At 76.8% G+C, this 21,599-nt stretch carries 21 protein-coding genes and 1 tRNA gene; 17 read left to right on the top strand and 5 right to left on the bottom strand.

Features of this window, described 5'->3' with window-relative positions:
- Positions 1–939, bottom strand: a 939-nt coding sequence (locus tag ACI79F_RS23850; protein WP_456578959.1) for a UbiA family prenyltransferase, incomplete at its 3' end; no start/stop codon positions are given.
- A gap of 123 nt (positions 940–1,062) precedes the next feature.
- Between ACI79F_RS23850 and ACI79F_RS23855 the strand changes: the two genes are divergently transcribed.
- Genes ACI79F_RS23855 through rlmB form a run of 5 tightly spaced genes read left to right on the top strand, consistent with a single transcriptional unit; the run spans position 1,063 to position 5,117 of the window.
- On the top strand, positions 1,063–1,545 hold the full coding sequence (locus tag ACI79F_RS23855; RefSeq protein WP_073418385.1) for a CarD family transcriptional regulator: 483 nt from the start codon (positions 1,063–1,065) through the stop codon (positions 1,543–1,545).
- A 44-nt stretch (positions 1,546–1,589) separates the two neighbouring features.
- Positions 1,590–2,252 carry a 2-C-methyl-D-erythritol 4-phosphate cytidylyltransferase gene (gene ispD, locus ACI79F_RS23860; protein ID WP_456543081.1) on the top strand — a complete coding sequence of 221 codons (663 nt, stop codon included), beginning with the start codon at positions 1,590–1,592 and terminating at the stop codon, positions 2,250–2,252.
- On the top strand, positions 2,249–2,764 hold the full coding sequence (ispF, locus tag ACI79F_RS23865; protein WP_456543080.1) for a 2-C-methyl-D-erythritol 2,4-cyclodiphosphate synthase: 516 nt from the start codon (positions 2,249–2,251) through the stop codon (positions 2,762–2,764). The genes ispD and ispF overlap by 4 nt, the downstream gene beginning before the upstream one ends.
- Complete coding sequence (gene cysS, locus ACI79F_RS23870; RefSeq protein WP_456543079.1) at positions 2,761–4,164, top strand: cysteine--tRNA ligase; 1,404 nt, start codon at positions 2,761–2,763, stop codon at positions 4,162–4,164. The genes ispF and cysS overlap by 4 nt, the downstream gene beginning before the upstream one ends.
- The gene (gene rlmB / locus ACI79F_RS23875) at positions 4,146–5,117 is read left to right on the top strand and encodes a 23S rRNA (guanosine(2251)-2'-O)-methyltransferase RlmB (RefSeq protein ID WP_456543078.1); all 972 of its coding nucleotides are present in this window, start codon (positions 4,146–4,148) and stop codon (positions 5,115–5,117) included. The genes cysS and rlmB overlap by 19 nt, the downstream gene beginning before the upstream one ends.
- Positions 5,118–5,136: 19 nt before the next feature.
- On the opposite strand, the gene ACI79F_RS23880 is transcribed toward rlmB, so the two are convergent.
- The 3 genes from ACI79F_RS23880 to ACI79F_RS23890 all read right to left on the bottom strand — a co-directional run bounded on the left by ACI79F_RS23880 (position 5,137) and on the right by ACI79F_RS23890 (position 8,077).
- Positions 5,137–5,307, bottom strand: coding sequence for a hypothetical protein (locus ACI79F_RS23880; protein WP_456543077.1), 171 nt, complete (start codon positions 5,305–5,307; stop codon positions 5,137–5,139).
- Positions 5,308–5,378: 71 nt separating this feature from the next.
- Positions 5,379–6,659 carry a DUF445 domain-containing protein gene (locus ACI79F_RS23885; RefSeq protein ID WP_456543076.1) on the bottom strand — a complete coding sequence of 427 codons (1,281 nt, stop codon included), beginning with the start codon at positions 6,657–6,659 and terminating at the stop codon, positions 5,379–5,381.
- Between the two features lie 41 nt (positions 6,660–6,700).
- Positions 6,701–8,077, bottom strand: coding sequence for a S1C family serine protease (locus ACI79F_RS23890; protein ID WP_456543075.1), 1,377 nt, complete (start codon positions 8,075–8,077; stop codon positions 6,701–6,703).
- A 232-nt stretch (positions 8,078–8,309) separates the two neighbouring features.
- Here ACI79F_RS23890 and ACI79F_RS23895 point away from each other — a divergent pair, with 232 nt between their 5' ends.
- From ACI79F_RS23895 to ACI79F_RS23920, 6 genes are all read left to right on the top strand, one after another.
- Positions 8,310–9,038 carry a hypothetical protein gene (locus ACI79F_RS23895; protein ID WP_456543074.1) on the top strand — a complete coding sequence of 243 codons (729 nt, stop codon included), beginning with the start codon at positions 8,310–8,312 and terminating at the stop codon, positions 9,036–9,038.
- Positions 9,039–9,108: 70 nt separating this feature from the next.
- Positions 9,109–9,181: transfer RNA gene (locus ACI79F_RS23900), tRNA-Thr, on the top strand.
- 195 nt (positions 9,182–9,376) lie between these two features.
- Positions 9,377–10,795, top strand: a complete 1,419-nt coding sequence (locus tag ACI79F_RS23905) for a sensor histidine kinase (RefSeq protein ID WP_456543073.1) — start codon at positions 9,377–9,379, stop codon at positions 10,793–10,795.
- A 137-nt stretch (positions 10,796–10,932) separates the two neighbouring features.
- Positions 10,933–11,418, top strand: coding sequence for a response regulator (locus ACI79F_RS23910; RefSeq protein ID WP_456543072.1), 486 nt, complete (start codon positions 10,933–10,935; stop codon positions 11,416–11,418).
- A 225-nt stretch (positions 11,419–11,643) separates the two neighbouring features.
- Complete coding sequence (locus tag ACI79F_RS23915; protein ID WP_456543071.1) at positions 11,644–13,062, top strand: sensor histidine kinase; 1,419 nt, start codon at positions 11,644–11,646, stop codon at positions 13,060–13,062.
- Entirely contained in the window at positions 13,059–13,700 is a 642-nt protein-coding gene (locus ACI79F_RS23920; protein WP_456543070.1) for a response regulator, read from the top strand. The genes ACI79F_RS23915 and ACI79F_RS23920 overlap by 4 nt, the downstream gene beginning before the upstream one ends.
- A gap of 10 nt (positions 13,701–13,710) precedes the next feature.
- Here ACI79F_RS23920 and ACI79F_RS23925 read toward each other — a convergent pair whose 3' ends face one another.
- The gene (locus ACI79F_RS23925; RefSeq protein WP_456543069.1) at positions 13,711–14,127 is read right to left on the bottom strand and encodes a DUF5313 family protein; all 417 of its coding nucleotides are present in this window, start codon (positions 14,125–14,127) and stop codon (positions 13,711–13,713) included.
- 101 nt (positions 14,128–14,228) lie between these two features.
- On the opposite strand from ACI79F_RS23925, the gene ACI79F_RS23930 reads away from it, so the two are divergent.
- The 6 genes from ACI79F_RS23930 to ACI79F_RS23955 all read left to right on the top strand — a co-directional run bounded on the left by ACI79F_RS23930 (position 14,229) and on the right by ACI79F_RS23955 (position 21,560).
- Positions 14,229–14,663: a CBS domain-containing protein gene (locus ACI79F_RS23930; RefSeq protein ID WP_456543068.1), complete on the top strand. Its 435-nt coding sequence runs from the start codon at positions 14,229–14,231 to the stop codon at positions 14,661–14,663.
- Positions 14,664–14,719: 56 nt separating this feature from the next.
- Positions 14,720–15,637: an EamA family transporter RarD gene (rarD, locus tag ACI79F_RS23935; protein WP_456543067.1), complete on the top strand. Its 918-nt coding sequence runs from the start codon at positions 14,720–14,722 to the stop codon at positions 15,635–15,637.
- Between the two features lie 82 nt (positions 15,638–15,719).
- The gene (locus ACI79F_RS23940; protein WP_456543066.1) at positions 15,720–16,088 is read left to right on the top strand and encodes a DUF3263 domain-containing protein; all 369 of its coding nucleotides are present in this window, start codon (positions 15,720–15,722) and stop codon (positions 16,086–16,088) included.
- 71 nt (positions 16,089–16,159) lie between these two features.
- A complete protein-coding gene (locus tag ACI79F_RS23945) occupies positions 16,160–17,710 on the top strand; it encodes a LytR C-terminal domain-containing protein (protein WP_456543065.1) in 1,551 nt (516 codons plus the stop codon).
- A gap of 59 nt (positions 17,711–17,769) precedes the next feature.
- Positions 17,770–20,673, top strand: coding sequence for an alpha/beta fold hydrolase (locus ACI79F_RS23950; RefSeq protein ID WP_456543064.1), 2,904 nt, complete (start codon positions 17,770–17,772; stop codon positions 20,671–20,673).
- Positions 20,673–21,560 (top strand): ABC transporter permease, encoded by an 888-nt coding sequence (locus tag ACI79F_RS23955; RefSeq protein ID WP_456543063.1) that lies wholly within the window; start codon positions 20,673–20,675, stop codon positions 21,558–21,560. Before ACI79F_RS23950 ends, ACI79F_RS23955 begins: the two co-directional genes overlap by 1 nt.
- The last annotated feature ends 39 nt before the right edge of the window (positions 21,561–21,599 follow it).

The raw sequence follows: 21,599 nt of genomic DNA on the forward strand, positions 1-21,599 counted from the left end.
GGGGGGTGTGGCGGGGGTGTGCGCGCGCGGGGCGGCCCGCGCCCGCCGCCGGCGCGGGGGGGGGGGGGGGCGGGGGGGGGACCGCCCCCGCCCCCCCCCCCCGGCCAGCAGCAACACCACGTCCAGCACGGTCAGCAGCATCACCGCGGGGAACGCCAGCCGGCGGAACCGCGACGTCCCCGACAGGGCCGCCACGACCACCGCGGGCACGGCCAGCGCCAGACCCGCCCAGCCGGCCGCCGTCGGGCGCCCGGCGGGACCGAGGACCAGCACCAGCGAGGCGGCGAACAGCAGCACCGCGCCGGTGACGGCCGAGACGGCCGCGCCGATCCGGTGCGGCAGCCCCCGCACGCCGGTCGCCAGGTCCTCCTCGATGTCCGGCGCCACGTTGGCCAGGTGGGCCGCGGCGCCGAGCGCGCCGCCGGCGGCGACCAGCCACCAGGGGGCGGTCGGGGTGCCCGGTGCCGCCGCCACGACGCCGGCCGGCAGCAGCCCGAACCCGGTCACATAGGGCACCACGGACGCCGCGGTCCGTTTCAGGCCGGCGTTGTAGGCCCAGCCGCTGGCGACGAGGACGAGCAGCAGGACCCCCGGCGCGAGGCCGAGCAGGAGCGACAGGACGACGGCGAGGACGACGCTGACGAGCGCCGCCGAGCGCAGCGCCGAGGGGCTCACCGCGCCCTGCACGACGGGCTTGTCGGGGCGGGCCACGGCCCGGTCGCGGTCGGCGTCCAGCCAGTCGTTGCTCCACCCGATGGACGCCTGACCTGCGAGGACGGCGAGGCACAGCAGCACCACGCGCCCCGCCGACACCCCGGCGGCGACGGCGAGCAGGGTCGCCACCGTGGTCACCGCGAGGGCCGGCCCGGGGTGCGTGGCGAGCACCAGCGCCCGCACCGACCGGACGTGCCGGGCGGGGCCCGCAGGCACATCGACCATGCCCGTGTCAACCCCTCCCGGGTATCTCATGTGCCCTCTGACCTGCGGCTTTGCGCGTCCGCGGGCCGCCCTGGGTGCAGTCTGCCGTGGTAGGCTGTGGACAGCGAAAGGGGTCACATCCACATGGGCTTCACTGTCGGCGAGACCGTCGTCTATCCGCACCACGGTGCCGCTCTGATCGAGGCGATCGAGACTCGCGTCATCAAGGGCGAAGAGAAGGCCTACCTCGTGCTGAAGGTCGCTCAGGGCGACCTGACCGTGCGCGTGCCGGCCGACAACGCAGAGATCGTCGGCGTGCGCGACGTCGTCGGTCAGGACGGGCTGAACCGGGTCTTCGAGGTGCTGCGTGCGCCGCACACCGAGGAGCCCACCAACTGGTCCCGCCGCTACAAGGCCAACCTCGAGAAGCTGGCCTCCGGTGACGTGAACAAGGTGGCCGAGGTCGTGCGCGACCTCTGGCGGCGCGACAAGGACCGCGGCCTGTCCGCGGGCGAGAAGCGCATGCTGTCCAAGGCCCGCCAGATCCTCGTCAGCGAGCTCGCGCTGGCCGAGGGCACCAACGAGGACAAGGCCGAGGTGCTCCTCGACGAGGTCCTCGCCAGCTGAGCGTCAGCCCCGCGCTCACCTCGCAGTACTCGCAGACCACTCCCGTGCACGCTGTCGGCATCGTCGCAGCGGCCGGGAGTGGTTCGCGTCTGGGGGCCGACCGGCCGAAGGCGCTGGTCCCGCTCGCCGGTCGCCCGCTGGTGGCATGGGCGGTCGCGACCCTGCTCGACGGCGGGGTGGACGAGGTCGTCGTCGCCGTCCCGGCCGCCGAGCGCGCCGCCTTCGCCGGGGTGCTGCCCGCCGGCACGCGCCTGGTGACCGGTGGTGCCACCCGCACCGCCTCGGTGCGGGCCGCCCTGGGCGCCGTCCCCGCCGCGGCGCGCGCCGTCCTGGTGCACGACGCCGCCCGGCCGCTGACCCCGCCCGACGTCGTCGCCCGGGTGCTGGACGCGCTCGCGGCCGGCGCGCCCGCCGTCGTCCCGGTCCTGCCGGTCGTCGACACCACGGTGGTGGTGGACGACGCCGGGACCGTCACCGCCGCCCCCGACCGGGCCGCCCTGCGCCGCGTGCAGACGCCGCAGGGGTTCGCCCGCGCGGCCCTGGCCGCCGCCTACGCCGCCCTCGACGACGCCGGCGAGCTCACCGACGACGCGGCCGTGGTGCGCGCCGCCGGGGTGCCGGTCGCGACGGTCGCGGGGGACGAGCGGGCGGCCAAGGTGACCGTCGCCCACGACCTGGCGCTGGCCGAGCTGCAGGTGGCCCGGTGACCGGCGCCGTGCTGCCGCGGGTGGGCACCGGCGTCGACGTGCACCCGGTGGAGCCGGGACGCGCGTGCTGGCTGGCCGGGCTGGAGTGGCCGGGCGCCGACGGCTGCGCGGGGCACTCCGACGGCGACGTCGTCGCCCACGCGCTCACCGACGCCGTGCTGTCCGCCGCCGGCCTCGGCGACATCGGCGGCCTGCTCGGCACCGACGACCCGCGCTGGGCCGGCGCCCGCGGGGCCGTCGTGCTCGAGCACGTCCGCGAGGTGCTGGCGGCGGCCGGCTGGCGGGTGGGCAACGCCGCGGTCCAGCTGATCGCGCCCACGCCCAAGCTGGGCCCGCGGCGGGCCGAGGCGGAGGCGGTGCTGTCGGCGGCGCTGGGCGCGCCGGTGAGCGTCTCGGCGACCACGACCGACGGGCTGGGCCTGGTCGGCCGCGGCGAGGGCCGCGCCGCGGTGGCGACCGCGCTGGTGGTCAGGGCCGAGCACGAGGGAGCCTCCGTAGACTCCGCACAGTGAGCCTGCGCCTGCACGACACCGCCGCCCGCGCGGTCCGCGACTTCGAGCCCCTGCGCGCCGGCGAGGTCTCGATGTACGTCTGCGGGCTCACCGTCCAGGGCCCGCCGCACGTGGGGCACGTCCGGGCCGCGCTCAACTTCGACGTGCTGCGCCGCTGGCTGACCGCCACCGGGCACCGCGTGACGCTGGTCCGCAACGTCACCGACGTCGACGACAAGATCCTGGCCAAGGCCGAGGCCAACGGCGTGCCGTGGTGGGCGTGGGCCTACGCCAACGAGCTCGCCTGCACCCGGGCCTACGACGTCCTCGGCGTGCTGCCGCCCACCTACGAGCCCCGCGCCACCGGGCACGTGCCCGAGATGGTCGAGCTGATGCAGCGTCTGATCGAGCGCGGGCACGCCTACGCGGTGGACGGCGACGTCTACTTCGACGTCCGGTCGTTCCCGGAGTACGGGGCGCTGACCGGGCAGAAGCTCGACGACCTGCAGCCGGCGGCCGACACCGACACCGACGACCGCAAGCGCGACCCGCGGGACTTCGCGCTGTGGAAGGGCAGCAAGCCGGGGGAGCCGGACACCGCGTCGTGGCCGACCCCCTGGGGGCGCGGCCGCCCGGGCTGGCACCTGGAGTGCTCGGCGATGGCCGGGCGCTACCTGGGTGCGGAGTTCGACATCCACGGCGGCGGGCTGGACCTGCGCTTCCCGCACCACGAGAACGAGCAGGCGCAGTCCCGGGCGGCCGGTGACGCGTTCGCCCGCTACTGGGTGCACAACGGCTGGGTGACCCTCGGCGGCGAGAAGATGAGCAAGTCGATGGGCAACACCGCGCTGGTCGACGAGGTGGTCCAGCGCGTCCGGCCGGTCGAGCTGCGCTACTACCTGGTCACCCCGCACTACCGGTCGACGATCGAGTTCACCGACGCGGCGCTGCAGGAGGCCGCGGTCGCCTACCGGCGGATCGAGCACTTCGTGCGCCGGGCCGTCGAGCGGGTCGGCGAGGTCGCGCCGGCCGGGCGGCCGGCGGCCTTCGACGCCGCCATGGACGACGACCTGCGCACCTCCGCCGCGGTGGGCGTCCTCCACGACACGGTGCGCGACGGCAACAGCGCGCTGGACCGCGGGGACGACGCCGCGACCGCCGCGGCGCTGGGCGCGGTCCGCGCGATGCTCGACGTCCTCGGCCTCGACCCGCTCGACCCGCACTGGGCGGCCGGGGCCGGCGCTGACGAGCGGCTGGCGGAGGTCGCCGACGGCCTGGTCCGGCTCGCGCTCGACCAGCGGCAGGCCGCCCGCGCCCGGAAGGACTTCGCCAGCGCCGACGCGGTCCGCGACCAGCTCGCCGCGCTCGGGGTACAGGTCGAGGACACACCGTCCGGACCCCGATGGGAGCTGAACCGCTGATGGCCGGCAACAGCCAGCGCCGCGGCCGCAGCAGCGGCGCGGGCAAGAAGACCGCCACGGCCGGCACCGGCGGCAAGAACCGCCGCTCGCTGGCCGGCCGGGGCGCGACGCCGCCGGCCGAGATGCGCAAGGGCCACCCCGCCCAGCGCAAGGCGCAGGCCGACGCCCGGCGCCGCAGCGAGCGCGAGCGCAGCCGCCAGCGTGCCGAGGAGACGCCCGAGCTGCTGCTCGGCCGCAACCCGGTCGTCGAGGCCCTGCGCGCCGAGATCCCGGCGACCGCGCTGTACGTGGTCACCGACGCCGGCCGCACCGACGAGCGGATCACCGAGGCGCTCACCCTGGCCGCCGACCGCGGCCTGCCGCTGCTCGAGGTCGGCAAGGCCGAGTTCGACCGGATGTCCTCGGGCGCGCTGCACCAGGGCATCGGGCTCCAGGTGCCGCCCTACGAGTACGCCCACCCCGACGACCTGCTCGACGTCGCCCGCGACTCGGGCCGGCCGCCGCTGGTCGTGGCGATGGACGGGGTGACCGACCCGCGCAACCTCGGCGCGGTGGTCCGCTCGGCCGCGGCGTTCGACGCGCACGGCGTCGTCGTCCCGCAGCGGCGCTCGGTCGGCATGACCGCCTCGGCCTGGCGCACCAGCGCCGGCGCGGCCGCGCGGCTGCCGGTGGCCCGCGCGGTCAACCTGGCCCGCGCCCTGGGCGCCTACCAGGACGCCGGCCTGCAGACCGTGGGGCTGGCCGGCGACGGCGACGTGGACCTGCACGACTACGACGGGTTCGCTGACCCGGTGGCCCTGGTCGTCGGCGCGGAGGGCACCGGGCTGTCCCGGCTGGTGCGGGAGCGCTGCGACGTCGTCGTCCGGATCCCCATCGCCCGGGACACCGAGTCGCTCAACGTCAGCGTCGCCGCCGGCATCGCGCTGTACGCGGCGGGCGCCGCCCGGCGCTGACGCGGCCGGCGCGGTCCGGTCAGTCGCCGTCGGCGTCCCCGGAGCCGCCGTCGGCCCACGGCATCGCGTCGCCGCGCCAGTCGGCCGGTGGGACCACCGGCTCGGACTGCACCTCGACCTGTTCCCCCACCGGTACCCGGGCACCGGCGTGGAACTCGTCCTCCGGGAGGCGGTACCTGGACTCCGTCACGGCAACAGCGTGGCAGGCCCGGGCGCATCGGACGAGTGCCGTGCCTGCGCCGCTGAGCCGCGAGCTGCGGGTCAGCCGAGGAGCTGGGCGAGCGAGTAGATCACCAGGCCGGCCAGGCCGCCCACGACCGTGCCGTTGATGCGGATGAACTGCAGGTCCCGGCCCACCTGGAGCTCGATGCGGCGGCTGGTCTCCTCGGTGTCCCAGCGGGCGACCGTGCTGCCGACGACGTCGGCCAGGTCCCCGGAGAACCGCTCCACCAGGTAGCCCGCGGCCCGCCGGCTCTGCCGCTGCACGAGCTCGCGGGCGGTCGGGTCGGTCTGCAGCAGGCGGGCGGCGTCGCCGATCAGCTCGGTGACCCGCGCCCGCAGCTCCGAGTCCGGGTCGGCCGCGGCGGCGAGGAACGAGTTCTTGGCGTTGGTCCACAGCGACCCCGACCAGGTCCGGATGGCCGGGTGCTCCAGCAGGTCCTTCTTGAACTCCTCGACCCGCGCCTGGGTGGCCGGGTCGGTGCGCAGCGCGTGCACGTAGGCCCGCAGCCGGGCGTCGTAGACCCGGCGCAGCTCGTGGTGCCGGTCGTCGCCGACCTCCTCCAGGAACTCCTGCACGCCGGTGAAGGCGCGGTTGAACACCCGGTCGTCGACCCAGTCGGGGACCCACGAGGGGGAGGCGTCGCCGAGCTGGGCCCGGAACACGACGCGGTTCTCCTCCAGGAAGCGGGCGAAGTAGCGCAGCGCCGCCGAGAGGACCTCCTGGTGCCGGTCGCCGTCCACGACGAGCTCCAGCACCCGGGCGAGCACCGGGGAGGCCGGGGTCTCGTGCAGCTTGCGGTCGACCAGGGCCGCGACGGCGGGCTGGACGTCCTCGTCGCGCAGCAGGTCGGTCACCCCGGACAGCGCGGCGGCGGCGTCCCCGGCCAGCCGCTCCGCGCGGCCGGGGGCGGCGAGGAACGCGCCGAGCCGGCCGGGGACGTCGACGGTCGCCAGCTTCTCCTCGACCACCGCGCGGGTCAGGAAGTTCTCCTGCACGAACGTGCCCAGGCTGGCGCCGATCTGGTCCTTCTTGCGCGGGATGATCGCGGTGTGCGGGATCGGCAGCCGCAGCGGGTGCCGGAACAGCGCGGTGACGGCGAACCAGTCGGCCAGCGCGCCGACCATGGACGCCTCGGCGGTGGCCCGCACGTAGCCGACCCAGGCGCCGGCCTCGGACCCGATGAGCACGCAGGTCAGGAAGACGGCGGCGGCGAGCAGGAACAGCCCCGTGGCCAGCCGCTTCATCCTGGCGAGGTCCTGCGCCCGCCGCGGGTCGTCGAGCGACCCCGCCAGAGGCGCGGTCGGGCGGGGTGCCGGCACGGATCCGAGCCTAGGCACCCCGCCCGCGGACCGCCCGGGCGTCAGCCGGCGGCGGTGTCCAGCGTCACGTCCACCGTGCGCGTCTCGCCGTCCCGCTCGACGGTCAGGGTGACCTGGTCACCGGGCGCGTAGCTGCGCACGGCCGCGGTCAGCTCCGTGGACGTGGTGACCGGCCGGTCGCCGACGGCGGTGACGACGTCGCCGGGGGTCAGCCCCGCGTCGGCCGCGGGGGAGCCGGGCTGGACCTGCACCACCTGGGCGCCGGCGCCGACCTCCTCGCTGCCCTCGGTCCGGGCGCTCACCCCGAGGTAGGCGGTGTCGGCCGACCCGTCGGCGATGATCTCCTCGGCGATCCGCTGCGCGGTGTTGCTGGGGATGGCGAAGCCCACGCCGATGTTGCCGCTCTGGCCGGACTGGCCGGGCGCCCCCGAGGCGACGGTGGCGATCGCGGTGTTGATGCCGATCACCTCGCCGGCGCCGTTCACCAGCGCGCCGCCGGAGTTGCCCGGGTTGATCGCGGCGTCGGTCTGCAGCGCGTCGATCACGGTGGCGTCGTCCTGCGTCGACCCGGTGGCGACGGCGCGGTCGGTCGCGCTGACGATGCCGTCGGTCACCGTGTCCGACAGCCCCAGCGGGGCGCCGATGGCGACGGCCAGGTCGCCGACCTGGACGTCGTCGGAGTCGGCGAAGTCGGCCGGGGTCAGGTCGCTGGCGCCGTCCAGCTTCAGCACGGCCAGGTCCGAGGTCGGGTCGGTGCCCACGACGGTGGCGTCGTAGAGGGTGCCGTCGGAGGTGCGGACCTGGACGGCGGCGTCGTCGGTGCTGCTGTCGAGGCTGACCACGTGGTTGTTGGTGACCACGTAGCCGTCGTCGGTCAGGACGACGCCCGAGCCGCTGCCGCTGGACGAGCCGCTGCTCACGTACACGGTCACCACGCTGGGGGTCGCCTTGGCCGCGGCCGCCGTCACCGCGGTGGCGTTCTCCGGGTCGGTGATGGTCACCGCCTGCGCGGCGACCGGCGTCGTCCCGCCGGACCCGCCGTCGTCGGACAGCGCGACCACGCCGGCGCCCGCGCCGCCGCCGATGAGCGCGCCCGCGACCAGCCCGGCGACCCCGATCCGCAGCCGGCCGGCGCGGCGGGCGGGCGCCGTGGCCGCGAGGGCCGGGACGGGCTGCGGCTGGCCGGGGTGCGGCTGGGCGGCGTGCGGCTGACCGGCGGGCGGCGCGGCGGGGTGGCCGAGGGCGGGGGCCGCCGCGTGCCAGGTGGGCGTCGGCGGGGACGGCGGCAGCCCGGGGGACGGCGCCGGGGCGGGGGTGGGCGGGGACCATGCCGGAGGGACCTGTCCGTGCGGCGCCGGGCCGTCCTGGGGGTGCTGCTGGCCGTGCCCGGTCGTGCCCCGGGGGTTCTGCTCGTCCATCTCGGTCTCCTCCTCCGGCGCAGCCGTTCGCCGCACCGGCCTCCACGGTCGGCGCGTCGTCTCCGACCGGGCTGGGCGGAGGCTGTGAGGTCCCTGGGACACCACACCGTGGTGCGACACGCCGTCGGCGCGGTGTGGCCCCGCGCGGCGTGTGGGTAGGGGGCCGCGGCGAGCGGCCGTCCTCGGGACGCTGCTCGCGTCCCGCCCCTCGTCCGTCCCCGGAGGCCGTCCCGTGTCGTCTCGCGGTCTGCTCGTCCGCTGCCTCGCCTGCGTGGCGCTCGTCGTCGTCGGCGGGCTCGCCCTCGTGGGCGGGTTGTCCCTGCGCCCCGCCGGCCTGCTGGCCGTGGGGCTCGGCGCCGTCGTCACCGGCGCCCTGGCCGCGGGCATCGCGCGGGAGTCCTCGGACGACGACCTGCGGGCCACGCTGGAGGCCACCTGGCAGACCGCGGCCTGGACCGTCGGGGTGCTGCTCGTGCTCGCCGGCGTCGCCGCGATCGCCGGAGCGCTCGTGACCACCCTCGTCGGCGGGGTGGCCGGGGTGGTCGGCCTCGGGGTGTGGCTGGCGCGGAGCGGCGCGGCGCGCCGGCGGCCGGCGTCCCCGCCGGTGCCCGGGCGGCCGGTGGCGCGGCCCACGGCGACCCGGCCGGTGCCGCGGCCCGTCCCGCCGCCGGCCCGCCCGGCGGTGGTGACCGGCAACGTCGCCGCCGGCCCCGCGGCCCCGCTGGACACGCTGCCGATCGAGGCCCTCGGCCGCGAGTGGATGGCGACCTCGGCGGCGCTGGCCGCCCGGCTGGACCCGCCGGCCCGGCAGCGGATCGTCCGCCACCGCGAGGCGGTCCTCGACGAGCTCGAGCGGCGGGACCCGGCCGGCTTCGCCCGCTGGCTGGCCGCCGGACCGCTGTCGGCGACGGACCCGGCCCGCTACCTCGGGGCGGGTGCCGCGGGCACCGACGTCGCCTGAGCGGTCACGCCGCCGCGGTGCCGCCGCGGGCCGTCCCTATCCTCGTACCGACACGGTTCGTCCGTGTCCCGCCGGCGTGGCGCAACTGGTAGCGCACTCGACTTGTAATCGAGCGGTTGGGGGTTCGAGTCCCCCCGTCGGCTCCGCACCCCCCGTCGGCTCCGCACCCCGTGCCGGCCGGCGACACGGCCCTCACCTGCCCGGACCCCAGGGTTGGGGGATTGCTGCGGTCACGCGGCGGCACCGAGCATTCAGGTGATCCGCACGGAGCCTGCGAGACCCCCGGATCGATCGCCCCGGCCGGCCGGCCGGGGCTGCTTCGGCCCGGGAGGGACACCGTGACGGCGCACCGGAGGGCACCGGCGGGACGTGCGTCCGCCGACGGCGCCGCCGCCTGGACCCGCCTGGTCGGCCCCGGGCGCCCGGGCGCCGAGCCGGTGTCCACCCGGCCGCTGCCCACCGCCCGGCGCGTGCTGACCCGCTTCGCCGTCGCGAACGCCGTCGCGTGCACCCTGCTGGTCGTCGGCAGCGTCTGGGCCAGCCACGTGGCGGCCCGCAACCAGGCGCTGGCCGACGCGCGGACCACCACCGACCTGATCGCCACGCTGCTCGTCCAACCGGCGCTCGGCGACGACCTGCTCGCCGGGGACCCCGACGCCGTGGCGCGGCTGGACGCGGTGGTCGACGGCGACCTGCGGGACGCCGCCGTGGTGCGGGTGAAGATCTGGAACGAGGACGAGGAGATCGTCTACTCCGACGAGGCCCGGCTGATGGGGCGCAGCTTCCCGGCCGGCGAGTACCAGATCGAGAGCCTCGAGGACGGCCACGTTACCGCCGAGCTCACCGACCTCACCGACGACGAGAACGTCTACGAGCGCGCCGAGGGCCGGCTGCTGGAGGTGTACCGGCCGGTCGCCACGACCTCCGGGGAGCGGCTGCTGCTGGAGACGTACTTCCGCTACGACGAGGTCAGCGACCGGCAGACGTCCATCTGGCTGCACTTCGCGCCCATCACGGCGGCGGCCCTGCTGGTCCTCCTCGCCCTCCAGGTGCCGCTGGTGCACCGCGCCATCCGTGGGATCCGGGCGGCGGACACCGCGCGCCTGGAGTCCGCCGCCCGGGCCGTCGACGCGTCGACGCGGGAGCGGCGGCGGATCGCCGCCGATCTGCACGACGGCGTCGTCCAGGACCTGTCCGCGGCCCCGCTGATCATGGCCCGGGCCGTCGACCGGATCGACGCGGCACCCGACCGCCGCCCCGACGACACCGCCCTCGTCGCGGACCTGACCGCCGCCACCACCGCCGTCCGCTCGTCGGTGACCGCCCTGCGCACGCTGATGATCGAGATCTACCCGCCGCACCTCGCCGACGCCGGGCTGCCCATCGCGTTGGAGGACCTCGCCGTCCGCGCCCGGTCCCGCGGCGTCCGGACCCGGCTGGACCTGCCCGCGGACATGGACGTCCCACCCGAGACGGCCGGCCTGCTGTTCCGCGTGGCGCAGGAGGCCCTGACCAACGTGGTGAAGCACGCCCACGCGCGCAACGCCGTCGTCTCCGTGACCGAGCGGGACGGGCTGATCACGATGGAGGTCAGCGACGACGGGATCGGCTTCGACCCCGCGTCCGCCGGGTCGACCGGCTCCGGCTCCTTCGGCCTGCGCGTGCTCCGCGACGTCGTGGAGGCCGCCGGCGCCACCCTCGACCTCGCGACGGCCCCCGGGCGGGGGACGACGATCCGGCTGCGGGTGCCCCGGTGACGCCCGCGGGCGACGGGGGCGCGGCGGGGTCGTACGACCGACGGCGTATTGCGCCGGCCCCGCGCGTCACGTCTAGTGAGAGCCACGAGTACCGCATGGGGGAACGCATGGGAGCGGCCACCGCCGAGGAGAGTCCGATGCCCATCAAGGTCCTCATCGCCGACGACCACCCCCTCATCCGCATGGCCCTCGGGGACCTCTTCGAGGCGACGCCCGACATCGACGTCGTCGCGGAGTGCTCCGACGGCGCCGAGGTGCTCGAGGCCGCCGAGCGCACGCTCCCCGACGTCGTGCTCATGGACGTGAAGATGCCCGTCGTCGACGGCCTGGAGGCGACCGACGCCCTCCTGCGCGCCCACCCGGAGATGCGGGTCGTCATCCTCACCGGCGCGCTCACCGCCGCCACCGCGCACCAGGCCCGGGCCCTCGGGGTCGCCGGCTACCTGCTCAAGGAGGACAGCCCGGAGGAGCTGCCGGCCCGCGTCCGGACCGTCGTGGCCGGCGGGACGGCGTGGAGCCCGGCGGCCGCCGCCGTGGTCGACCTGCCGGCGGGGTCCCCGTCCGCCGTGCCCGCCGACGGCTCCTCGACCTACATCGACGAGAGCCCCTCCCGTTACCGCTGACCGCGCCGCCGGACCGGCCGCCGCGCGCCCGGACCGGCCCGCGCGCCCGGACCGGCCCGCGCGCCCGGACCGGCCCGCGCGCCCGGACCGGCCCGCGCGCCCGGCCGGCGGACGTCCGCCTCTTGCGCGCGGCGCGCCGAGGTGACAGAACCACTCAGCCGTCCCGCCGGTCCTCCGGGCCGGTCCGGGGCGGCCACGGGGACGCGGTACGCACGTGGAGGCGGGATGGGATCGGAGCCCGGGACGGGCCTGGCCCGACCGCCGGTGTCCGACGGCGACGGGCCGGCGTGGACCAGCCTCGTCGACCGCGCCGCGACGGCGGGTCAGCGCCGCCGGCTCCCCTCGGTCGGCCAGGTCGTCGGGCGCTTCGTCGTCGTCAACCTGCTCGCGGTGGCCGCGCTGTTCGTCGGCAGCGTGTGGGTCAGCCGCACCGCGGCCACGGACGAGGTGATCGCCGACGCCCGCCGCGCGACGGAGTTGCTCGCGGAGCTGCTCGTCGAGCCCGCCCTCCAGAACGGGTTGCCCTCCGGTGACCCGGTCGCCGTCACCGCGATGGACGAGGCCGTGCGCGGCCGGCTGGAGGACGCGTCGTTCACCCACGTGAAGATCTGGACGGCGGACGAGCGGATCGTCTACTCCGACGACCCCTCCGTCATCGGGCTGCGCACCCCCATGAGCGCCGACCACCGGCGGTCCCTGGCCGACGGGCTGACCCGGGCGACGGTCAGCGACCTCGACCGGCCGGAGAACCGGTTCGACCGGTCCTCCGGCCGGCTCCTGGAGGTCTACAAGCGGGTCGAGACGCCGTCCGGGGAGCCGCTGCTCCTCGAGACGCACTCCACCTACCGCGCGGTCACGGCCCGGCAGACCGACGTCTGGCTGGCCTTCGCGCCGATCTCGATGACGGCGCTGCTCGCCCTGGTCGCCGTCCAGCTGCCGCTCGCCCGGTGGATGGTGGTCCGGCTGCGCGCCGAGCAGCACGAGCGGGAGGCCTTGCAGGCGCGGGTGCTGGACGCCACCTCCGAGGAGCGGCGCCGGCTGGCGGGCAGCCTGCACGACGGCGTCGTCCAGGACGTCTCGGCGTCGGCCCTGCTGGTCGCCGGAGCCGCCGACCAGCTGCGCGACACCTCGGGCCGGCGGTCGCCCCAGGAGGTGGCCGACTCCCTCGCCGAGGCCGCGACCGCGCTGCGCGGCACCGCCGGGTCGCTGCGGTCGCTGCTGGTCGAGATCTACCCGCCCAACCTGCAGCGCGCCGGGCTCGGGCCGGCCCTGGAGGACCTGGCCAGCCGGCTGCGCCCCCGCGGCATCGACGTCCGCGTCGAGGTGCCCGACGACCTCGAGGTCCCGCTCGAGGTGGCGACCCTGCTGTTCCGCGTCGCCCAGGAGTCGCTGCTCAACGTCGCCAAGCACGCCGGGGCGCACCTCGTCGAGGTCCGCGTGACCCCGTCCGGCGGCTCCGTGGTCCTGGACGTCAGCGACGACGGGGTGGGCTTCGACCTGGGGACGACGCTGGACTCCCCGGGCAGCGGGCACCTGGGGCTGAGCATGCTGTGCGACCTGGCCGAGGCCGGCGGCGCCGGGCTCGAGGTGCGAACCGCGCCGGGAGCGGGCACACAGCTGCGCATGGAGGTCCCGCTGCCGTGATCGACATCCTCCTCGTCGACGACCACGCGCTGGTCCGGGCCGGCCTGCGCGGCGTGGTCGGCTCCGTCGACGACATGCGCATCGTCGGGGCCGTCTCCGACGGCGCGCAGGCGCTGCAGGCGCTGGCGACGACGCCGGCCCACGTCGTGCTCATGGACCTGTCCATGCCGGTCCTGGACGGCGTGGCCGCGACCCGCCGCATCACCGAGGAGCACCCCGACGTCGCCGTCCTCGTGCTCAGCTCCTTCTCCGACGGGTACCGCGTCACCGAGGCGCTGGACGCCGGCGCCATCGGCTACGTCCTCAAGGACACCGAGCCGGCCGTGATCCTGGAGGCCATCCGCTCGGCGGCACGCGGGCACTCGCCGCTGGACCCACGGGTGGCCCGCACGCTGCTGCGCGACCGGCGCGGGCCCGCGCCGGGCACCGAGCTGACCGACCGCGAGCACCAGGTCCTCGAGCTGGTCGGCCAGGGGTTGTCGAACAAGGAGATCGCACGGGCCCTGGGGATCCGGGAGGGCACGGTGAAGGCGCACCTGACCAGCGTGTTCCAGCGGATCGGCGTCCGGGACCGCACCTCGGCCGCGCTGTGGGCGCGGGCGCACCTGACCCCGATGGAGGAGGACCCGGCGCGCTGAGGCCGCCGGGTCAGTCGTAGCTGCCGGCGCCGTCCACCCGGTACGGGGAGCGCCGCTCGACCCGCTCCCGCTCCGCGCGCTCCTCGCGCACCGCGGCGGCGGTGCCGGCCGGGTACCCGGCCTTCGCGACCCGGTGCTCGGTCGTCTCCACCATGAACGCCAGCGAGAACGACAGCCCGATGAGCAGCCCGCCCAGGGCGGCGCTCACCCGATAGGAGACCGGCACCGGGACGGCCAGGCACAGCGCCATCAGCGGCAGCATCTGCACGACGGCGCGGGCCACGTGCCGGCGCACCCAGCCCGGCCGGGTGGTGTCGGCGAGCACCCACGGCGCGAACCGCTCCGGCAGGCCGCCGCCGAGGGCGTAGCGGAGCCACTGGAGGGCGTTGGGCCGCGGGACCGGCGGCGCGGGGTGCCGTGTGCGCACCCCTCGACGGTAGGCCTCCGCGGGGGCCCGGGGGCAGCCGATTGCGGGCCGGTGTGACCGCGAGCACACTCCTGCCGTCGCCGTGTCCCGAGGAGGCTCCCGTGCAGATCGCGCAGTTGCTCCGCCGCAAGGGCCAGGAGGTGGCGACCGTCGAGCGTGGTGCCACCGTCGCCACCGCGCTCGGGCTGCTCGCCGAGCACGGCATCGGTGCGCTGGTGGTGTCGCCGGACGGGCGGACCATCGAGGGCATCGTCACCGAGCGGGACGTCGTCCGGGCGCTGCCCACCCGCGGCGCCGCCCTGCTCGACGAGCCGGTGTCGGCCGTGATGACCGCCGAGGTGCGCACCTGCGTCCCGACGGCGTCCGTGCACGACCTCGCGCGCACGATGACCGACCACCGCATCCGGCACGTGCCGGTGGTCGACGACGCGGGCCGGATGGTCGGCATCGTCTCGATCGGGGACGTCGTCAAGGCCCGCCTGGACGAGCTCGAGCAGGAGCGCGCGCAGCTGGTCGACTACATCCAGACGGCGTGACCGGCAGGTCGTGAGCCCGGCTCACGACCCGGCGTCCGCAGGCGTACCGTGCGGCGGTGCACGAAGGTCGCCTCGGGGTGCTGTCCGGCCTCGCGGCCTACCTGCTCTGGGGCGTCTTCCCGCTGTACTTCCGGCTGCTCGAGCCCGCCGGCGGCGTGGAGATCGTCGCCCACCGCGTGGTCTGGTCGCTGGTCTTCGTGGCGCTGCTGCTGACCGTCGTCCGGCGCTGGTCGCACGTGCGTGCGGCGGCCACCGACCGCCGCACGCTGCTCATCCTGGCCGCGGCCGCGCTGCTCATCGCGGTCAACTGGCTGGTGTTCGTGGTCGCGGTCAACTCCGGGCACGTCGTCGAGACCTCGCTCGGCTACTTCATCAACCCGCTGGTGAGCGTCCTGCTCGGCGTCGTCTTCTTCGCCGAGCGGCTGCGCCCGCTGCAGTGGGTCGCGGTCGCGATCGCGGCCCTCGCGGTGGTGGTGCTGACGGTCGACCACGGCCGCCCGCCCTGGATCGCGCTCGCCCTGGCCGCGAGCTTCGGCCTCTACGGGCTGATGAAGAAGCTGGTCCGGGTGGAGGCGGCGCCGGGCCTGTTCGTGGAGACCGCGGTCGTGCTGCTGCCGGCGGTGGCCTTCCTCGTCGTCCTGCACGCGCGCGGCGAGGGCACGTTCGGCGGCGAGGGGGTCGGGCACGCGCTGCTGCTGCTGAGCTCCGGCGTCGCGACCGCGATCCCGCTGCTGCTGTTCGCCGCGGCCACCCGGCGGGTGCCGCTGTCGACGGTGGGGCTGCTGCAGTACGTGACCCCGCTGATGCAGCTGGCGCTGGGTGTCTTCGTCTTCCACGAGCCGATGCCGCCGGCCCGGCTGGCCGGCTTCGTCATCGTCTGGGTGGCGCTGGCGGTGTTCAGCCTGGACAGCCTGCGCAACGCCCGGGCGGGGGCCCGCCGCCGGGCCGCCGACACGGTGCCCGAACCGGTCTGAACGGCGTCGAGAACGTCGGTGCCCCGGACTACCGTCGGACGCGTCGCGCCACTTCCCGGCGCGCGGAACCGAAGGACGTCCGATGCACCCCGAACCAGCCTCCGCGGTCTCCCCGCCGGGGGGCCAGGTGACCCCGCCCGCGCCCGACCCCGCCCCGGCGGACGGCGAGGCGGCCCCCCAGCGCCCCGGCCTCGAGCTCACCCGGCGCGAGCACGAGATGCTCGCCTTCGAGCGGCAGTGGTGGCGCCACGCCGGCGCCAAGGAGACGGCGATCCGCGAGCGCTTCGGCCTGGCGCCGACGCGCTACTACCAGGCGCTGAACGCCCTGGTCGAGAAGCCGGCCGCGCTGGCCGCCGACCCCCTGCTGGTGCGCCGCCTGCGGCGGCTGCGCGCCGCGCGCGGAAAGCGCCGTACGTCGCACCTGCTGGGAAATGACAACCGAGTTGTTTAGCCTCGACCACTGTGGGGAGGCATGCCGCGTCAGGCGGTGACGGATCGGACCGGGGGAAGCCTGCGGTCCCGTTGAACCGTCGCCGGACGGACGCGGCTCTCCCCGACGAGCCGGCGCTGCCCGAGGACCCCGCCGACCACCCCACGACGCCCGGGCGCAGCCGCGCCGACCGCCGGCGCGAGGGGCTGCTCGAGGCGGGCATCGACCCGGGCCGCCGTCCCCCGCGGGCCGTCCGCCCCGGCGCGCCGGAGCCGGGCCGCCCGGCCGCGGCGGCCCCGTCCCGGCCCCCCGCCGACCGCTCGACCGCCGCCGCACCGGCGGCCGCGACCGCCCGCCCCCGGCCGGTCGACCCGCCGGTCCCGGCCGGCGCCCGCCCACCGGCGGCGCCCGTGGCCGTCCCCGCCGCCGCCACTGCCGCCGCCCGGGTCGCCGCGCCCGCGCCGCAGGCCCCGGCCGCCGCCGGTCCCCGCACCACCGTCGCCCCGTTCCAGGCCGTGCCCACCCCGGCCGCGACCGAGCACCCCTCCGCCCCACTGCCGGACGTCTCCGCCCCGGGCTGGGACCGGGCCTGGCTCGACGAGCCCGCCCTCGCGCCCGAGGTCCCGCCCACCGTGGTCCCCGCCGCGCCCGCGCGCCCGGCCGCCGAGCCCTCCTGGGCCCCGGCGACCCCGGCCACGCCGGCCGCCGCGCCGAACGGCAACCCCGCCTATCGCGACTGGACCCGGCCCTCCGGCTCCGGGGCCGCGCCCTCGACGACGGCGATCCCCGAGCGCGAGGTGTCCCGCGGCCGGGCGCAGGCGGCCGCGCCCGAGGCGCCGCCGACCGAGGTGCCCGACACCGGGGCGTACGCCGAGCGCTTCCCCGAGGCGCAGACCGGTGACGGAGCCGGCGACAGGGCCGGCGCCGGGGTCCGGGACCGCGCGGACGACGAGCCGCCCGCCGCCCAGGGCCCGGCGTCCGGCTCGCAGACCGGCGTCGTCGGTGGCCGCGCCGCGTTCCGCGAGGAGCGCCGCGCCGCCGAGGAGCAGCGGCGCCGGGAGGCCCGGCGCAACGGCGTGGCGCACGTCCGCACGCCGGTCCCGGGCACGGAGGACGACGAGCCGCGCCCGGCCCGCCGGCGCACGGTGGGCGCGCTGGTCGCGGTGGTGGTCGTCGCGCTGCTCGTGCTCGGCGTGTACTCGTTCACCGGCCCGGAGACGCAGGAGGCCGGCGACAGCCGGGACCAGGCCGCCCCGACGGCGTCCGCGCCGGTGCAGACCAGCGGCGCGCTGCCGCCGCTGGAGGTCGAGCCGCTGACGCCGGAGGGCGAGGTCCCGGCCACCCCGGTGCGCCTGCCGGTCACGGTGCTCAACGCCACCCAGGTGACCGGGCTCGCCGGCCGGATCGCCGACGTCCTGGCCGCCGACGGCTGGCCGACGGCCGACACCGGTGCCTACGACGGCGGCGACGTCCCGGTGACCACCGTGTACTACCCGCCGGGCGACGAGGCCGGGCGGCAGTCCGCCCAGCAGATGGTCGAGGCGCACCCGGAGGTCGTCGCCCTCGCGGAGCGCTTCTTCGAGGTCCCCGGGGCCGCGGCCGACGGGCTGGTCGTGGTCGCGGCCGGCGACTGGCAGCCCTGACGCATCCGCCGCGCCGCCGGCTCCGGAACACCGTCGTGTCGCCGTCCGTTGGCCGCTGCGTGCGCCCTCCCCGCGGGCCCGTACGTCGCCCGCGCCCCGGCGCCCGGACGACGGCGGCCGCCCTGCTCCCGCTCCTGCTCGCCGGCGCCCTCCTGGTCCTGGCCCCGCCGGGCGTCGCCGCGGCCGCCGACGGCGTGACCACCGAGGAGGCGACGGTCCCCTCCAGCACCGGCGCCGACGCGGTCGACCTGGACACCACGCTCTACCTCCCCGGCTCGGCGAGCGCCGAGGACCCCGCCCCGGCGGTCGTCCTCGCGCACGGGTTCGGCGGCACCAAGGACTCGGTGGCCGACGACGCGCGCGACCTCGCCGGGCGCGGGTTCGTCGTCCTCACCTTCTCCGCCCGCGGCTTCGGCGCGAGCACCGGCCAGATCGGCCTGGACGACCCGCGCTACGAGGTCGCCGACCTCTCCACGCTGCTCGACCGGCTCGCCGAGCGTGACGACGTCCTGCTCGACGCCCCGGGCGACCCGCGGGTCGGCGTCGCCGGGGCCTCCTACGGCGGGGCGCTGTCGCTGCTGGGCGCCGCCTACGACGACCGGGTCGACGCGATCGCCCCGCAGATCACCTGGAACTCGCTGGCGGCGGCGCTGTTCCCCAACGCCGGCGGGCCGGCGGACGGGGCGACGCTCGCGGCCACCGCGCAGGGCGAGGGCGGGGTCTACAAGCGGCTCTGGGCGGGGCTGTTCTTCGGCGTCGGCTCGGTGCCCACCGCCGGCGGGCTGCTCGACGCGCTGGGCGGCGGGGGCGGCGTCGACGCGACCGACCTGCCGGCGGTGGACCCCGCCACGCTCGACCCGGCGGCGGTCGAGCAGGCGCTGACCTGCGGCCGGTTCCGCGCCGAGATCTGCGCGGCCTACGCCGACGCCGCGGCGACCGGCACGCTCACGCCCGAGATCGCCGAGATCCTCGACCGCAGCAGCCCCGCCGGCGTCCTCGACCGGATCTCCGCCCCCACGCTGCTCGTCCAGGGCACCCAGGACTCGCTGTTCGGGCTCGGCCAGGCCGACGCCAACGCCCGGGGCATCGCCGCGAACGGCACGCCGGTCCGGGTGGTCTGGTACGACGGCGGCCACGACAACGGCGCCTCCGCCCGGGTCACCGGCTCGCTGCGCGACGAGGTGGCCGGGTGGTTCTCCTGGCACCTGCGCGACGAGGGCGACCCCGACCGCGGCAGCGACCCGGGCACCGGCTTCGAGTTCCCGGCACCGACCGGGGTGGCCACCTCCGGGCTCACCGTGCAGGGCGGCAGCGCGGCGCGCACCGTCGTCGCCGACGCCTACCCCGGGCTGGACGGCGCCGAGCCCGCCGAGCGCCGGCCCGTCGCCGTGTCCGGGCCCGCGCAGCCGGTGGTCACCCCCGCCGGCGGCACCCCGGCGGCCCTGACGACCGTGCCGGGGCTCGGCGCGGTGACCGCGGCGCTGGGCGGGGCGACCGTGGAGATCCCCGGCCAGTTCGCGGCGTTCGACAGCCGCCCGCTGGACGAGGCCGTCGAGGTGGTCGGCGCGCCGACCGTGGACCTCGCCGTCTCCTCGCCCACCGGCACGGCGGTGCTGTTCGCCAAGCTCTACGACGTCGCCGACGGGGGCGCGCCGACGCTGCCCGCCGGCCTGGTCTCCCCGCTGCGGCTGACCGGCATCTCGACCGACCCGGCCGCGCCGACCGAGGTCACCGTCACCCTGCCGGGCATCGTGCACCGCTTCGAGGCCGGCCACACGATGCGCGTGGTCGTCTCGTCCACCGACCAGGCCTTCGCGCTGCCGGCCGAGCCGGCGGTCTACTCCGTGGCGCTGGCCGACGGCGACGGCGCCGTCCTGGCCGTGCCGGAGGTCGACGGCACGCCGGTCGGTGACTCCGCCGCCACCCGCTGGTGGGTGCTGCTCGGGGTCGTCGTCGGGCTGGCGCTGCTCGGCTGGTCGGCCGCGGTGCTGTGGGGCCGCCGGCAGCGGCGCCGGGTGTCGGAGGTGGAGCCCGACGGCGAGGACGTGCCGCTGCGGTTCGAGGGCGTCACCAAGGCCTACAAGGACGGCTTCGTCGCCGTCCGGGACCTGTCGTTCGAGGTGCGCCGCGGCCAGGTGCTCGGCCTGCTCGGCCCCAACGGCGCCGGCAAGACGACGTCGCTGCGGATGCTCATGGGGCTGATCCGGCCGACCGAGGGGCGGATCAGCGTGTTCGGCCACGCCGCCGGCCCCGGCAAGCCGGTGCTGTCCCGGCTGGGCTCGTTCGTCGAGGGCACCGGGCTGATGCCGCACCTGTCCGGCCGGGACAACCTGCGGCTGTACTGGGCCGCGACCGGCCGGCCCGAGGCCGACGCGCACATGGCGGAGGCGATCGAGGTGGCCGGCCTCGGCGCCGCGATCGACCGGCCGGTGCGCCGCTACAGCCAGGGCATGCGGCAGCGGGTGGCGATCGCCCAGGCGATGCTCGGCCTGCCCGACCTGCTGGTGCTCGACGAGCCGACCAACGGGCTGGACCCGCCGCAGATCCACGCGATGCGCGAGGTGCTGCGCTCCTACGCCGCCACCGGGCGCACGGTGATCGTCTCCAGCCACCTGCTCAGCGAGATCGAGCAGACGTGCAGCCACGTCGTCGTCATGGCCAAGGGGCAGAAGATCGCCCAGGGCACGGTGGAGGAGATCGTCGGCACCGGCGGCTCGGTGCTGGTCGGGCTGGCCTCCGGCGCGTCGGCCGCGGACGCCGACCGGGCGGTCGCGGTCCTCGAGGCGCTGCCCGGGGTGACCGTGGACCGGACCGACGACGGGCTGGTCGCCGACCTCGGCGCCGGCACGACGCGGGCGCGGGCGCTGCAGGCGCTGGTGGCCGCCGAGGTCCCGGTCGAGGCCTTCACGCCGCGGCGGCGGCTGGAGGACGCGTTCCTGGCGCTGGTGGGGGAGGGCTCCTGATGACCGCCGTCCGAGGCACGGACACCGACCACGTGCAGCCGACCGGCGCCGTCGCCGGGTACCGGCCCGAGCGCACCCTGCGGCTGTCGGTGGAGCTGCGCCGGCAGTTCAAGCGGCGCCGCACCCTCGGCGTGCTCGCGCTCATGGTGGCGCTGCCGCTGATCCTCATCGCGGCGCTGCAGTTCGGCGCCGGCGAGGACGCGCAGGAGAACAGCCGGCTCAACCTGGTGGACGTCGCGACGGCCAGCGGGCTGAACTTCACGCTGTTCGTCCTGTTCGCCACCACCGGGTTCTTCCTCGTCGTCGTGTACGCGCTGTTCTTCGGCGACACCGTGGCCAGCGAGGCCTCGTGGGGGTCGCTGCGCTACACGCTGGCCACCCCGGTCCCGCGGATGCGGCTGCTGCGGCAGAAGTTCGCCGCGGCGCTGCTGCTGTCGGTCGGCGCGCTGGTCGCGCTCACCGCGGTGGCCGTGGTCGCCGGGGGCATCGCGTTCGGCTTCGACGCCATCCAGACGCCGCTGGGGGTCACCCTCGGCCAGGACGAGGGCATGCTGCGGCTGGCGGGGATGGTCGGCTACCTCGCCGTCCACCTGCTCGTCGTCGGCACGCTGGCGTTCTGGCTGTCGACCGTCACCGACGCGCCGCTGGCCGCGGTCGGCGGCGCGGTGTTCACGATGTTCGTCTTCGCGATCCTCGACCAGGTCGAGCAGCTGGGGTCGATCCGGGACTGGTTCCCGACGGCGGAGGAGTTCGCCTGGACCGACCTGCTGCAGACGCCGGTCGACAGCGGCGACCTGTTCCGCGGCGTCGTCCAGTCGCTGGTCTACGCGGCGGTCTTCACCGCCCTGGCCTTCCGCCACTTCGCCCGCCGCGACGTCACCTCCTGAGCGGAGTCGCCGGGTGACGGTTCCCGTCACCCGGCGACT

The sequence above is a fragment of the Blastococcus sp. SYSU D00868 genome (genome assembly GCF_054050575.1).